Here is a 12,242-nt window from a genome sequence, read left to right as displayed (position 1 = left end):
TCCTCAGACGCGACGCTTTTTCGGCGGACGGCACCCGTTGTGCGGGATCGGCGTCACGTCGATGATGTTCATGATCTTGTAGCCCACGTTGTTCAACGAACGAACGGCGGACTCGCGACCCGGACCCGGACCCTTGATGCGCACTTCCAGCGACTTGACGCCGTAGTCGAGCGCAGCACGGCCGGCCTTCTCAGCAGCAACCTGCGCGGCGAACGGGGTCGACTTGCGCGAGCCGCGGAAACCCGCGCCACCCGAAGTTGCCCACGACAGCGCATTGCCCTGACGGTCGGTGATCGTGATGATCGTGTTGTTGAAAGAAGCGTGGACGTGGGCGATGCCGTCGGTGACGACCCGCTTGATCTTCTTCTTGGTTTTTGCAGCTGCCGGCTTGGCCATGATGTCTGCCCCTTACTTCTTGATGGCCTTGCGCGGACCCTTGCGGGTGCGTGCATTGGTACGCGTGCGCTGACCACGCAGCGGCAGGCCGCGGCGGTGACGCAGGCCGCGGTAGCAGGCCAGGTCCATCAGACGCTTGATCGACATGCCGATCTCGCGACGCAGGTCGCCCTCGACCACGAACTTGCCGATCTCGGCGCGCAGGCGCTCGACTTCAGGCTCGGACAGGTCGCGGATCTTGGTCGTCGAAGTCACGCCTGCGGATTCGCAGACCTGCTTCGAACGAGTACGGCCGATGCCGTAGATGCTTTGCAAGCCCACCCAGACATGCTTCTGGGCAGGCAGATTGACGCCCGCAATACGCGCCATAACGCGATCTCCAACTGATTGGCGGCCGGATTTGTCACAACCCGGCGGAGTGAATCGGAAATGTTATCAAGGTCTCGGGTTAATAGGAAGCCCTGCGGCGCACGAGGCGTCGCAGTGCCACGGCATGGGGAGTGTGCCCATGCTCCGGCGACGGATCCCGACTGTACCGTGGGAGAGAGGCATCTGACTGCCCTCCCCGGCCCCGCGCGCTACTCTGGCGCGCGTTCGGTCCAGACCCACCCGCGCGCGAGACCGCCGCGCGAGCCGCCCTCTTGTTGGCTTACCCGCGGGCCAATCCGCCGCGCGAGCCGCCCTTCAAATTTGCCTTCTTCAGAAGGCTCTCGTACTGGTGGGACATCAGGTGCGCCTGAATCTGCGCAATGAAGTCCATCACCACCACGACCACGATCAGCAGCGAGGTGCCGCCGAAGTAGAACGACGTACCCATCTTGGAGCGCATGATCTCCGGCAGCAGGCACACCACCACCAGGTAGATCGCACCGGCCGCCGTCAAACGGGTCAGCACACCGTCGACGTAATCCGCGGTCGCCTTGCCCGGACGGATGCCCGGAATCAGCGCGCCAGACTTCTTGAGGTTGTCAGCGGTTTCCTGCGAGTTGAACACCAGCGCGGTGTAGAAGAACGCGAAACCGATGATCAACGACGCGTACAGGATCATGTGCAGCGGCTCGCCGGGGTTCAGCCACTGGCTGACCCGCTGCAGCATCGACGCCGTACCGGACTCACTGCCCTGCCCGAACCAGGTCGCGATCGTGGCCGGGAACATCACCAGGCTCGAAGCGAAGATCGCCGGAATGACACCCGCCATGTTGAGCTTCAGCGGGAGGAACGACGACTGGTTCATGTAAGCGTTGCGACCGCCCTGACGCCGGGCGTAGTTCACCGTGATGCGACGCTGGCCGCGCTCGATGAACACCACCAGGTAGGTGAAGCCCAGGACGATCGCCACCACCGCAATGGCGGTGAGGATGTTCATGTCACCGTTGCGGATCTGCTCGACCATCCCGATCACGGCGGCCGGAAGCCCCGCGACGATACCGGCGAAGATGATCAGCGAGACACCGTTGCCGACGCCGCGCTCGGTGATCTGCTCGCCCAGCCACATGAGGAACATGGTGCCGGCGGTCAGCGAAATGACAGCAGTGATGATGAAGCCGGGCCCGGGGTTGTACACCACCTGGAGACCCTCGCTCGCACCACCGGCCTGCAGCGCCGTCGCGATACCCCACGCCTGGAACACGGCAAGCGGGATCGCGCCCATGCGCGACCACTGGTTGATCTTGCGTCGACCCGACTCGCCTTCCTTCTGGATGGCTTTCAGGCTCGGCACGATCTGTACCAGCAGCTGGATGATGATCGACGCCGAGATATACGGCATCACGTTCAGCGCCAACAGGCTGAAACGCGACAGCGCACCACCGGAGAACATGTTGAACATGTCCACGATGGTGCCCTGCTGGCTTTCCATCAGGCGCAGCATTGCTTCGGGATTGACGCCTGGCACCGGGATGTAGCAACCGATGCGATAGACGATCAATGCCCCGACCACAAACAGCAGGCGCTGACGGAGCTCGGTGAACTTACCGAGCCCGCCGCCCATACCAGCCATTGCGTTGCCGCTCTGCGCCATCCGTCGCTTACTCCTCGACCTTGCCGCCAGCCGCTTCGATCGCGGCCTTGGCACCGGCCGTGGCGAGCAAGCCCTTGAGCACGAACGCCTTGGTCAGCTCGCCCTTGACGACGATCTTGGCCTGCTTGGCGGTGGTCGGAATCAGCTTGGCCGCGCGCAGCTTGGCCAGGTCGATCTCGCCCGCTTCCAGCTTGTCCAGCTGGTACAGCAGCACTTCGGCGGTGTCCTTGGCGGACTTGGAGCGGAAGCCGATCTTCGGCAGGCGCATGTACATCGGCATCTGGCCGCCTTCGAAGCCGGCCTTGATCTTGCCCTTGCCCGAACGAGCGAACGAACCCTTGTGGCCGCGGCCGCAGGTCTTGCCCAGGCCGGAACCGATACCGCGACCGACGCGCTTGCGGTCTTCGCGGGCACCCTCAGCGGGCTGAAGTGTATTGAGACGCATAATGTTCTCCTTAGTCCTCGACCTGAACCAGGTAGTGGACCTTGTTGATCAGGCCACGAACCTGCGGGCTGTCCTTCAGCTCACGCACGTCGTTGAGCTTGTTCAGGCCCAAGGCGCGGACCGACAGGCGGTGGCGCGACTGGGTGCCGCGCAGCCCCTTGACCAGACGCACCTTGACGGTGCCGCCCGGAACGGCTTCGTTCTTAGCCATGGATCAGATCCTCCACCTTCTTGCCGCGCTTGGCCGCAATCTTGGCCGGCGAGTGCATGTCGGACAGGCCACGCAGCGTGGCACGGACCAGGTTGATCGGGTTGCGCGAACCGACGGCCTTCGCCAGAACGTTCTTCACACCGACCGCTTCGAGCACAGCGCGCATCGCGCCGCCGGCGATCACGCCGGTACCTTCCGAAGCAGGCTGCATGAACACGCGAGCCGCGCCGTGACCGGCCTTGACCGAGTGCCACAGGGTGCCGTTGTTCAGGTCGACGTTGATCATGCTCTTGCGGGCGTATTCCATCGACTTCTGGATAGCGACCGGCACTTCGCGCGCCTTGCCGTAGCCGAAACCGATCTTGCCGGCGCCGTCACCCACCACCGTCAGTGCGGTGAAGGTGAACTGGCGACCACCCTTGACGGTCTTGCTGACGCGGTTGACCGCGATCAGCTTCTCGATCATGCCGTCGTCGACTTCTTCGCGGTTACGGTCGCGATCACGACCCCGCGGTGCACGTTCTTCTGCCATTTCAGTTCCTGGGAGTTGAGGGATTTGCGGCTTGGCCGCTTATGGTTGTGATGTACCGCGGGTGATGCGCGAAAACGGGAATCCGCCTTCACGCCCGACACGAACCGTGCCGGCAGCTGGAACCAAGGCATGGGGACGAATCCCCATGCCTTCAAGCATCAGAACTGCAGGCCGCCTTCGCGAGCTGCATCGGCGAGCACCTTGATGCGGCCGTGGTAGCGGTAGCCCGAGCGGTCGAACGCGACCTTCTCGATGCCGGCAGCGCGGGCGCGCTCGGCCACCATGCGACCAACCTTGGCGGCTGCGTCGCTGTTCTTGCCGTTCTTCAGGCCTTCCTTCACGTCGGCCTGCAGGGTCGAGGCCGAAGCCAGAACCTTGGAGCCGTCGGCGGTGAAGACCTGAGCGTACAGGTGCTGGCCGGTGCGGAGCACCGTCAGACGGGCGACGCCGAGATCCCGGATGTGGGAGCGGGTCGACTTGGCGCGGCGCAGGCGGGCGATGTTCTTGTTCATGATCGTGTCCTTCAGAAAGCGGATAGGCCTTAGGCCTTCTTGGCTTCCTTGCGAATGATGACTTCACCGGCGTACTTCACACCCTTGCCCTTGTAGGGCTCCGGCGGACGGAAACCGCGAATCTTGGCCGCGACTTCACCGACGCGCTGCTTGTCCGCGCCCGAGACCAGGATTTCGGTCTGGGTCGGGGTAGCGATGGTGATGCCTTCGGGCGTGTTGAACAGGATCGGGTGCGAGAAGCCCAACGCGAGGTTGAGGTCCTTGCCGGCCATCGAGGCACGGTAACCGACGCCGACCAGCTCAAGCTTGCGCTCGAAGCCTTCGGAGACGCCCTTCACCATGTTGGCGAGGATGGCGCGCAGCGTGCCGGTCAGCGGGATCAGGGCGGCATCGCCGATCTCGAACACGGCTTCGCCGTTCTCGACCTTCAGGTTGATGGCGGCCGGCTTGGCGATCGACAGGGTGCCCTTCGGGCCCTTGGCGCTGATGCTGTCAGCCTGGATGTTCAGCTCGACGCCCTTGGGCAGGGCGATCGGCTTCTTGGCAACTCGGGACATGGTCGATTACTCCCTTAAGCCACGAAGCACAGGACTTCACCGCCGACGCCCTGCTGGCGCGCCTGCGCATCGGTCATGATGCCCTTCGAGGTGGAGATGATGGCAACGCCGAGGCCGCCGAGGACCTTCGGGATCGCGTCCTTGCCGCGGTACTGGCGCAGGCCCGAACGGGAGTAGCGCTCGAGGCGCTCGATCACCGGCTTGCCTTCGTAGTACTTCAGCGAGATTTCGAGTTCGGACTTGCCCGGACCAGCTTCGGTCACGCGCGAATCCAGGATGTAACCCTCGTCCTTCAGGACGCCGGCGATGGCGACCTTGATCTTGGACGACGGCATCTTCACCGTCTGCTTCCGAACAGCGGCCGCATTCTTGATGCGGACCAGCATGTCGGCGATGGGATCAGTCATGCTCATGTGTATTCACCTGATGAGTGCACCGATATCCGCGAGCTGCGAATTTCAGTTGTAGTGTCGCGTTGCCGCGCCCCCGATGGGAGGCGCGACATGGTACAGGACCGGCTGGAAATTACCAGCTGGCCTTGCGCAGGCCCGGAACGTCGCCGCGCATGGTGGCTTCACGCAGCTTGTTGCGGCCGAGGCCGAACTTGCTGTAGACGCCACGCGAACGGCCGGTCAGCGCGCAACGGTTGCGCTGGCGGCACGGCGAGGAGTCACGCGGGAGCTTGGAAAGCTTGGTGACGGCCTCGGCCTTGTCGTCGTACGACGCGGTCTCGCTGGAGATGATCTTCTTGAGCTCTTCACGCTTCGCCGCGAACTTCTTCGCCAGCTTCGCGCGCTTGAGATCGCGGTTGATCATTGAAGTCTTTGCCATGGTGTCAGTGCTCGCTGATCAGTTGCGGAACGGGAAGCGGAAGGCTTCCAGCAGGGCGCGCGCTTCGGCGTCGGTCTTCGCGGTCGTGGTGATCGCGATGTCCATGCCACGCAGCGCGTCGACCTGGTCGAAATCGATTTCCGGGAAGATGATCTGTTCCTTGACGCCCATATTGTAGTTGCCACGGCCGTCGAACGAACGTCCCGACACGCCGCGGAAGTCACGCACGCGCGGAAGCGAGATGTTGATCAGGCGGTCCAGGAACTCGAACATCTTGGCGCGACGCAGGGTCACCTTGGCGCCGATCGGCCAACCGTCGCGGATCTTGAACGAGGCCACCGAAACGCGGCTCTTGGTCACGATCGGCTTCTGGCCGGCGATCTTGGTCATGTCCGCAACGGCGTTCTCGAGAATCTTCTTGTTGGTGGCGGCCTCGCCCACACCCATGTTCAGGGTGATCTTGACGAGACGCGGCACTTCCATCGGATTCTTGTAACCGAACTTCTCGGTCAGCTGCGGAACGACTTCTTCCTTGTAGAACTTTTCAAGCCGGGTGTTCATTTCAGCATTCCTCAGGCGTCGACCGCCTCACCGCTGGAGCGGAACACACGCAATTTGCGTCCATCCTCCAGCACCTTGATACCGATGCGCTCGCCCTTGCCGGTGGCCGGGTTGAACAGCATGACGTTGGAAATGTGGATCGGAGCTTCACGCTCGATCACGCCGCCGGGCTGGTTGGCCTGCGGGTTCGGCTTGGTGTGGCGCTTGACGATGTTGATGTTGGCGACGACAACCTTGTCGCCAGCAACGCGAAGCACATCGCCCTTCTTGCCCTTGTCCTTGCCGGCGGTGACGACAACCTGGTCGCCCTTCTTGATACGGTTCATGTCAATTCCTCCGCTCAGAGCACTTCGGGCGCGAGCGAGACGATCTTCATGAACTTCTCGGAACGCAGTTCACGGGTAACGGGCCCGAAGATGCGGGTGCCGATCGGCTCATGCTTGTTGTTGAGCAACACAGCAGCGTTGCCATCGAAGCGGATCAGCGAACCGTCCGGGCGGCGAACGCCCTTGCGGGTGCGGACCACGACGGCGTCATAGACGTCGCCCTTCTTGACCTTGCCACGCGGAATCGCGTCCTTCACGGTGACCTTGATGATGTCGCCGATCGCGGCGTAACGGCGCTTGGAACCGCCGAGCACCTTGATGCACATCACTTCCTTGGCACCCGAGTTGTCCGCCACGTCGAGGTAGCTTTGCATCTGGATCATGGTTCAGCCCTCCTCTTATTCGGCCGCGCGGCTGACGATTTCAACCACGCTCCAGTTTTTGGTCTTGGACATCGGAGCAATCTCCTTCACGCGCACGACATCGCCTTCCTTGCAGGCGTTGTCGGCATCGTGGGCGTGGAGCTTGGTCGAGCGACGGATGTACTTGCCGTACAGCGCGTGCTTGACCTGGCGCTCAACGAGCACGGTGACGGTCTTGTCCATCTTGTTGCTGACGACCCGGCCTTCAACCGTGCGCAGCGCCTTCTCTGTTTTGTTGTCGGTCATGGCGGGTCCTTACTTCTTCTCGCCGAGCAGCATGTTGACGCGAGCAATCTCGCGGCGCACGCGGCGGGCCTCGTGGGTCTTGGCGAGCTGACCGGTGGCCTTCTGCATGCGGAGAGCGAAGCTCTCCTTGTGCAGCTCGACCAGATGGCTCTTCAGCTCATCAGCCGATTTCTCGCGCAGTTGCTTGAGTTCCATTAGCGCACCGTCCGGGTAACGAAAGTGGTGGTCACCGAGAGCTTGGCGGCGGCCAGGCGGAACGCTTCACGCGCCACGTCCTCGGCAACACCTTCGATCTCGTAAATCATGCGACCGGGCTGGATCTGGGCGACCCAGTACTCAACGTTGCCCTTACCGGAGCCCATTCGGACTTCGATCGGCTTCTTGGTGATCGGCTTGTCGGGGAACACGCGGATCCACATCTTGCCGCCACGCTTCACGTAGCGGCTGATGGAACGGCGGGCTGCCTCGATCTGGCGCGCGGTCAGCTGACCGTGCGCCGTCGCCTTCAGGCCGTACTCGCCAAAGCTGACAGCGTTACCGCTCCAGCTCAGGCCGTCGTTGCGGCCCTTGTGTACCTTGCGGTACTTGGTTCGCTTGGGTTGCAGCATGGCGAATTACCTCTGTTCGCGGGCCGGGCGAGCCGGACGGTCGTTGCGGTCACGGCGGTCGCCGCGATCGTTGCGATCGCCACGGTCGCTGCGCGGACTGTCGTCCTGCTTTTCCTGGCCAACCTGGGAGAAATCGAAGATCTCACCCTTGTAGACCCACACCTTGATGCCGATGATGCCGTACGTCGTCTTGGCTTCAGCGAAGCCGTAGTCGATGTCGGCACGCAGCGTGTGCAGCGGCACGCGACCTTCGCGGTACCACTCCGAACGCGCGATCTCGGCGCCGTTGAGACGGCCGGCGACGTTGACCTTGATGCCCAGGGCACCGAGGCGCATCGCGTTGCCGACCGCGCGCTTCATCGCACGGCGGAACATGATGCGGCGCTCGAGCTGCTGAGCGATCGACTCGGCAACCAGCTGCGCATCGAGCTCGGGCTTGCGCACTTCGGTCACGTTGATGTGCGCCGGAACGCCCATCAGTTCGCTGACTTCCTTACGCAGCTTGTCGATGTCCTCGCCACGCTTGCCGATCACCACGCCCGGACGGGCGGTGTGGATCGTCACGCGGGCGTTGTTCGCCGGACGCTCGATGAAGATCTTGGAAATACCGGCCTGGGCAAGCTTCTTGCGAAGCATCTCGCGGACCTTCAGGTCGGCAGCGAGGTACTCGGCGTACTGCTTCTTGCCGGCAAACCACTTCGAATTCCAGTCCTTGGAGATACCAAGGCGGATTCCGGTCGGATGTACTTTATGACCCATTGTCTGACTCCGCCTTACTTGCCCGCGCCCACAACCACAGTGATGTGGCTGGTGCGCTTGAGGATGCGGGTGCCGCGGCCCTTCGCACGCGCCATGAAGCGCTTCAGCGAGGGACCCTCGTCAACCATGATGGTCGTGACCTTGAGCTCGTCGACGTCAGCGCCCTGGTTGTTCTCGGCGTTGGCGATGGCGGACTCCACGACCTTGCGGATCAGGGAGGCAGCCTTCTTGTCCGAGAACTTGAGGAGGTTGACGGCGCGCTCGGCGGACAGACCACGCACCTGGTCGGCGACCAGGCGGGCCTTCTGGGCGGAGATGCGCGCGCTGCGCAGGATGGCTTTCGCTTCCATGGTCATCTCCTTAGCGGCTCTTCTTGTCGCCGCCGTGACCCTTGAAGGTACGGGTCAGGGCGAACTCACCGAGCTTGTGGCCAACCATGTTTTCGTTGACGAGCACGGGAATGTGGTTGCGACCGTTGTGCACGGCGATGGTGAAACCCACCATCTCCGGCAGAACCATCGAGCGACGCGACCAGGTCTTGATCGGCTTCTTGTTGTTGCCTGCCGTCTCCACCTTCTTCATCAGGTGGTGGTCGACGAACGGGCCTTTCTTGAGTGAACGTGCCATGGCCGATTAGCTCCTGCGATCGCGAACGATGAACTGCTGCGTACGCTTGTTCTTACGCGTCTTGTAACCCTTGGTCGGAACACCCCACGGGGTGACCGGATGCGGGTTGCCCTGGCCAGCCTTGGCCTCACCACCACCGTGCGGGTGATCGACCGGGTTCATGGCCGCACCGCGAACGGTCGGCTTGACACCGCGCCAGCGCTTCGCGCCCGCCTTGCCGAGCTTCTCGAGGCTGTGCTCGTCGTTGCCGACTTCACCGATGGTCGCGCAGCACTCGACCGGCACCTTGCGCATTTCGCCGGAGCGAAGACGCAGCGTGGCGTAGCCCTGCTCGCGAGCGACCAGGTAGACGCTGGCGCCAGCGGCGCGAGCGATCTGGGCGCCCTTGCCCGGCTTCATCTCGATGCAATGCACGGTGGAACCGACCGGGATGTTGCTCAGCGGCAGCGTGTTGCCGACGCGGATCGGGGCGTCACGGCCCGCGATCACCTGGTCGCCATCCTTCAGGCCCTTGGGCGCGATGATGTAGCGACGCTCGCCGTCGACGTAGCACAGCAGCGCGATGTGCGCGGTGCGGTTCGGATCGTACTCGATGCGTTCGACGCGGGCGGGGATACCGACCTTGTCGCGCTTGAAGTCGATGATGCGGTAGTGCTGCTTGTGGCCACCACCGATGTGACGGGTGGTGATGCGGCCGTGGTGGTTACGACCACCAGTCTTGCTCTTCGGCTCGACGAGGGCCGCGTGCGGCGCGCCCTTGTGCAGGCCCGGCGTGACCACGCGGACGGCCGAACGGCGGCCGGGCGAGGTGGGTTTGAAAGTCATCAATGCCATGGGTCTTTCCTCAGGCCTTGGCCATCACGTCGATCGTCTGGCCTTCGGCCAGCTTCACGTACGCCTTGCGCCAGTCGGCGCGACGGCCCATGCGGAACTTGAAGGCCTTGCTCTTGCCCTTCACGTTCAGCACGTTGACCGATTCGACCTTCACGTCGAACAGCTTTTCCACGGCGACCTTGATGTCGGCCTTGGTAGCGGTCGTCGCAACTTCGAAGACGTATTGGTTGGAAACTTCCTGCAGGCGTGCGGTCTTTTCGGACACGCGCGGCGCGCGGATTACGTTGTAGAGCTTGGCGTCGTTCATGCCAGCCACTCCTCGATCTTCTTGACGGCGTCGGCGGTCATCACGACGGTGTCGGCGCCAACGAGCGCGACCGGGTCGAGACCCTGCACGTCACGCACTTCGACGTACGGCAGGTTGCGGGCCGAGAGGTACAGGTTCTCGGTAGCGTCCTCGGTGACGATCAGCGGACGACGACCGACTTCCAGGCCCTTGAGCTTGGCAACCAGACCGGAGGTCTTGGCAGCGTCGAGATCGAACGCTTCCACGATCTTGATGCGGCCCTGGCGGTTCAGCTCGGACAGGATCGACGAGATCGCAGCGCGGTACATCTTGCGATTGACCTTCTGCGCGAAGCTGCGCGGCTTGGCCGCGAAGGTCACGCCGCCGCCGACGAAGATTGGAGCCGTCAGCGCGCCATGACGCGCACCGCCGCCCTTCTGCTTCTTCGACTTCTTGGTGGTGCCATTGACTTCCGAACGGGTCTTCTGCGCCTTGGTGCCGGCACGACCGGCATTGCGGTACGCAACGACCACCTGGTGGACCAGGTCTTCGCTGAAATCGCGGTCGAAGATCGCCTCGGAAACCGAGAGCGTCTTGCTGCTATTGGTGATGGCGAGTTCCATCGTCATCTCTCCTTAAACCTTGCTCGACGGACGAACGATCACGTCGCCGCCCGGAGCACCCGGCACTGCGCCCTTGATCGCGATCAGGCCACGCTCTGCGTCGACCTTGACCACTTCAAGACGCTGCGTCGTCTGCTGCACGTCACCCATGTGGCCGGACATCTTCTTGCCCGGGAACACACGGCCCGGCGTCTGGCGCTGACCGATGGAGCCCGGCGAACGGTGCGACAACGAGTTACCGTGCGTCGCGTCGCCCATCTTGAAGTTCCAGCGCTTGATCGTGCCCTGGAAGCCCTTGCCCTTCGTCACGCCCTGGACGTCGACGATCTGGCCGACTTCGAAGATGTCAGCCTTGATCTCGCCGCCGACATTGAAGTCGCCGATCAGCTCGTCGGCCACGCGGAACTCCCACAGGCCACGACCGGCTTCGACCTTCGCCTTGGCGAGGTGACCGGCTTCGGGCTTGTTGACCAGGGCCGCGCGGCGGACGCCGACGGTCACCTGCAGCGCGCTGTAGCCGTCGCTGTCGAGGGTCTTGATCTGGGTAATGCGGTTCGGGGTCGCCTCGATGAGGGTCACCGGCACCGACTTGCCGTCTTCGGTGAAGAAGCGGCTCATGCCGGCCTTGCGACCGACGATGCCCAACGAATATTTCTTCGCGGTCATGGTGGGCGGCCTCAGGTCAGCTTGATCTGGACGTCAACGCCAGCCGCGAGTTCGAGCTTCATCAGCGCGTCCACGGTCTTGTCGTTGGGGTCGACGATGTCGAGCACGCGCTTGTGCGTGCGGGTCTCGTACTGGTCACGCGCGTCCTTGTCGACGTGCGGCGAAACGAGAATGGTGTAGCGCTCGATCTTGGTCGGCAACGGGATCGGGCCGCGCACTTGCGCGCCGGTCCGCTTTGCCGTCTCGACGATCTCGCTGGCCGAGCGGTCGATCAGACGATGATCGTACGCCTTGAGCCGGATTCGGATCTTTTGGTCCGCCATGACGGGATTCCTTCATTAAAGAGCGACGGGCCGGCGACTGGGTGCGCCGAACCCCATGAGACAACCTGATAACGCACATACACCGGCACGGGAAAGCAAGATCCGGACCAGAAATTCAGTTGTAAAACAGGGCGGCCCGGTTACCCGGGCCACCCAGACAGAAAAGTATAAGGCGCGTGTCACAGCCCCGTCAAGCGAGCCCCGAACAAGTCGAGGCCCGGCTCCCGGGACATTGCCACGCGACGCTTCCCTGTCGGGCGAACACGAGGGACATCCTGTCCCTCCTTTCGCTGGTTGCGCCATCCGGACCCAGCCGGACGGCGCGGTGGTGCATTCTTACTTGAGGATCTTGGCGACGACGCCGGCGCCGACGGTGCGGCCGCCTTCGCGGATCGCGAAACGCAGGCCTTCGTCCATCGCCACCGGGTTGATCAGCGACACGACCATCTTCACGTTG

At 63.2% G+C, this 12,242-nt stretch carries 25 protein-coding genes; all 25 read right to left on the bottom strand.

Going from position 1 to position 12,242, the window contains the following annotated elements:
* Positions 1–3 precede the first annotated feature (3 nt).
* The gene (gene rpsK, locus EER27_RS16175) at positions 4–396 is read right to left on the bottom strand and encodes a 30S ribosomal protein S11 (RefSeq protein ID WP_055902370.1); all 393 of its coding nucleotides are present in this window, start codon (positions 394–396) and stop codon (positions 4–6) included.
* A 12-nt stretch (positions 397–408) separates the two neighbouring features.
* Entirely contained in the window at positions 409–765 is a 357-nt protein-coding gene (gene rpsM, locus EER27_RS16170; RefSeq protein WP_123089179.1) for a 30S ribosomal protein S13, read from the bottom strand.
* 280 nt (positions 766–1,045) lie between these two features.
* The gene (secY, locus tag EER27_RS16165; protein WP_123089178.1) at positions 1,046–2,416 is read right to left on the bottom strand and encodes a preprotein translocase subunit SecY; all 1,371 of its coding nucleotides are present in this window, start codon (positions 2,414–2,416) and stop codon (positions 1,046–1,048) included.
* A gap of 7 nt (positions 2,417–2,423) precedes the next feature.
* On the bottom strand, positions 2,424–2,861 hold the full coding sequence (rplO, locus tag EER27_RS16160; protein ID WP_123089177.1) for a 50S ribosomal protein L15: 438 nt from the start codon (positions 2,859–2,861) through the stop codon (positions 2,424–2,426).
* A gap of 10 nt (positions 2,862–2,871) precedes the next feature.
* Positions 2,872–3,072, bottom strand: a complete 201-nt coding sequence (gene rpmD / locus EER27_RS16155) for a 50S ribosomal protein L30 (protein ID WP_123089176.1) — start codon at positions 3,070–3,072, stop codon at positions 2,872–2,874.
* The gene (gene rpsE / locus EER27_RS16150) at positions 3,065–3,604 is read right to left on the bottom strand and encodes a 30S ribosomal protein S5 (protein ID WP_123089175.1); all 540 of its coding nucleotides are present in this window, start codon (positions 3,602–3,604) and stop codon (positions 3,065–3,067) included. Before rpsE ends, rpmD begins: the two co-directional genes overlap by 8 nt.
* A 158-nt stretch (positions 3,605–3,762) precedes the next feature.
* Complete coding sequence (gene rplR / locus EER27_RS16145) at positions 3,763–4,116, bottom strand: 50S ribosomal protein L18 (protein ID WP_123089174.1); 354 nt, start codon at positions 4,114–4,116, stop codon at positions 3,763–3,765.
* Between the two features lie 29 nt (positions 4,117–4,145).
* Complete coding sequence (gene rplF / locus EER27_RS16140; RefSeq protein WP_123089173.1) at positions 4,146–4,673, bottom strand: 50S ribosomal protein L6; 528 nt, start codon at positions 4,671–4,673, stop codon at positions 4,146–4,148.
* Positions 4,674–4,687: 14 nt separating this feature from the next.
* The gene (gene rpsH / locus EER27_RS16135; protein WP_123089172.1) at positions 4,688–5,086 is read right to left on the bottom strand and encodes a 30S ribosomal protein S8; all 399 of its coding nucleotides are present in this window, start codon (positions 5,084–5,086) and stop codon (positions 4,688–4,690) included.
* 112 nt (positions 5,087–5,198) lie between these two features.
* On the bottom strand, positions 5,199–5,504 hold the full coding sequence (gene rpsN / locus EER27_RS16130; RefSeq protein ID WP_123089171.1) for a 30S ribosomal protein S14: 306 nt from the start codon (positions 5,502–5,504) through the stop codon (positions 5,199–5,201).
* 18 nt (positions 5,505–5,522) lie between these two features.
* A complete protein-coding gene (gene rplE / locus EER27_RS16125; RefSeq protein ID WP_123089170.1) occupies positions 5,523–6,065 on the bottom strand; it encodes a 50S ribosomal protein L5 in 543 nt (180 codons plus the stop codon).
* Positions 6,066–6,076: 11 nt separating this feature from the next.
* Positions 6,077–6,391 carry a 50S ribosomal protein L24 gene (gene rplX, locus EER27_RS16120; RefSeq protein ID WP_123089169.1) on the bottom strand — a complete coding sequence of 105 codons (315 nt, stop codon included), beginning with the start codon at positions 6,389–6,391 and terminating at the stop codon, positions 6,077–6,079.
* Between the two features lie 14 nt (positions 6,392–6,405).
* Complete coding sequence (rplN, locus tag EER27_RS16115) at positions 6,406–6,774, bottom strand: 50S ribosomal protein L14 (protein ID WP_027070130.1); 369 nt, start codon at positions 6,772–6,774, stop codon at positions 6,406–6,408.
* Positions 6,775–6,789: 15 nt separating this feature from the next.
* Complete coding sequence (gene rpsQ / locus EER27_RS16110) at positions 6,790–7,059, bottom strand: 30S ribosomal protein S17 (protein WP_123089168.1); 270 nt, start codon at positions 7,057–7,059, stop codon at positions 6,790–6,792.
* Between the two features lie 9 nt (positions 7,060–7,068).
* Entirely contained in the window at positions 7,069–7,254 is a 186-nt protein-coding gene (gene rpmC, locus EER27_RS16105) for a 50S ribosomal protein L29 (RefSeq protein WP_123089167.1), read from the bottom strand.
* Entirely contained in the window at positions 7,254–7,667 is a 414-nt protein-coding gene (gene rplP, locus EER27_RS16100) for a 50S ribosomal protein L16 (protein ID WP_036111797.1), read from the bottom strand. The genes rpmC and rplP overlap by 1 nt, the downstream gene beginning before the upstream one ends.
* Positions 7,668–7,673: 6 nt before the next feature.
* Complete coding sequence (gene rpsC / locus EER27_RS16095) at positions 7,674–8,426, bottom strand: 30S ribosomal protein S3 (RefSeq protein ID WP_123089166.1); 753 nt, start codon at positions 8,424–8,426, stop codon at positions 7,674–7,676.
* A gap of 14 nt (positions 8,427–8,440) precedes the next feature.
* The gene (gene rplV, locus EER27_RS16090) at positions 8,441–8,776 is read right to left on the bottom strand and encodes a 50S ribosomal protein L22 (RefSeq protein WP_123089224.1); all 336 of its coding nucleotides are present in this window, start codon (positions 8,774–8,776) and stop codon (positions 8,441–8,443) included.
* A 10-nt stretch (positions 8,777–8,786) separates the two neighbouring features.
* Positions 8,787–9,053: a 30S ribosomal protein S19 gene (rpsS, locus tag EER27_RS16085; RefSeq protein ID WP_123089165.1), complete on the bottom strand. Its 267-nt coding sequence runs from the start codon at positions 9,051–9,053 to the stop codon at positions 8,787–8,789.
* A 6-nt stretch (positions 9,054–9,059) separates the two neighbouring features.
* A complete protein-coding gene (rplB, locus tag EER27_RS16080; protein WP_123089164.1) occupies positions 9,060–9,887 on the bottom strand; it encodes a 50S ribosomal protein L2 in 828 nt (275 codons plus the stop codon).
* A 10-nt stretch (positions 9,888–9,897) separates the two neighbouring features.
* A complete protein-coding gene (gene rplW, locus EER27_RS16075) occupies positions 9,898–10,194 on the bottom strand; it encodes a 50S ribosomal protein L23 (RefSeq protein ID WP_123089163.1) in 297 nt (98 codons plus the stop codon).
* Positions 10,191–10,796 (bottom strand): 50S ribosomal protein L4, encoded by a 606-nt coding sequence (gene rplD / locus EER27_RS16070; RefSeq protein ID WP_123089223.1) that lies wholly within the window; start codon positions 10,794–10,796, stop codon positions 10,191–10,193. Before rplD ends, rplW begins: the two co-directional genes overlap by 4 nt.
* Positions 10,797–10,808: 12 nt before the next feature.
* A complete protein-coding gene (rplC, locus tag EER27_RS16065; protein WP_123089162.1) occupies positions 10,809–11,462 on the bottom strand; it encodes a 50S ribosomal protein L3 in 654 nt (217 codons plus the stop codon).
* An 11-nt stretch (positions 11,463–11,473) separates the two neighbouring features.
* Positions 11,474–11,785: a 30S ribosomal protein S10 gene (gene rpsJ, locus EER27_RS16060; RefSeq protein WP_027070119.1), complete on the bottom strand. Its 312-nt coding sequence runs from the start codon at positions 11,783–11,785 to the stop codon at positions 11,474–11,476.
* 336 nt (positions 11,786–12,121) lie between these two features.
* The coding region (locus EER27_RS16055; protein ID WP_484502470.1) for an EF-Tu C-terminal domain-related protein at positions 12,122–12,242 on the bottom strand (121 nt) is incomplete at its 5' end.

Origin of the sequence: Montanilutibacter psychrotolerans, from assembly GCF_003719825.1 — a bacterium.
GTDB classification, from domain to species: Bacteria; Pseudomonadota; Gammaproteobacteria; order Xanthomonadales; family Xanthomonadaceae; genus Montanilutibacter; species Montanilutibacter psychrotolerans.
The sequence above is the reverse complement of the archived record's forward strand: the minus strand, read 5'-3'. Positions and strand labels throughout refer to the sequence as shown.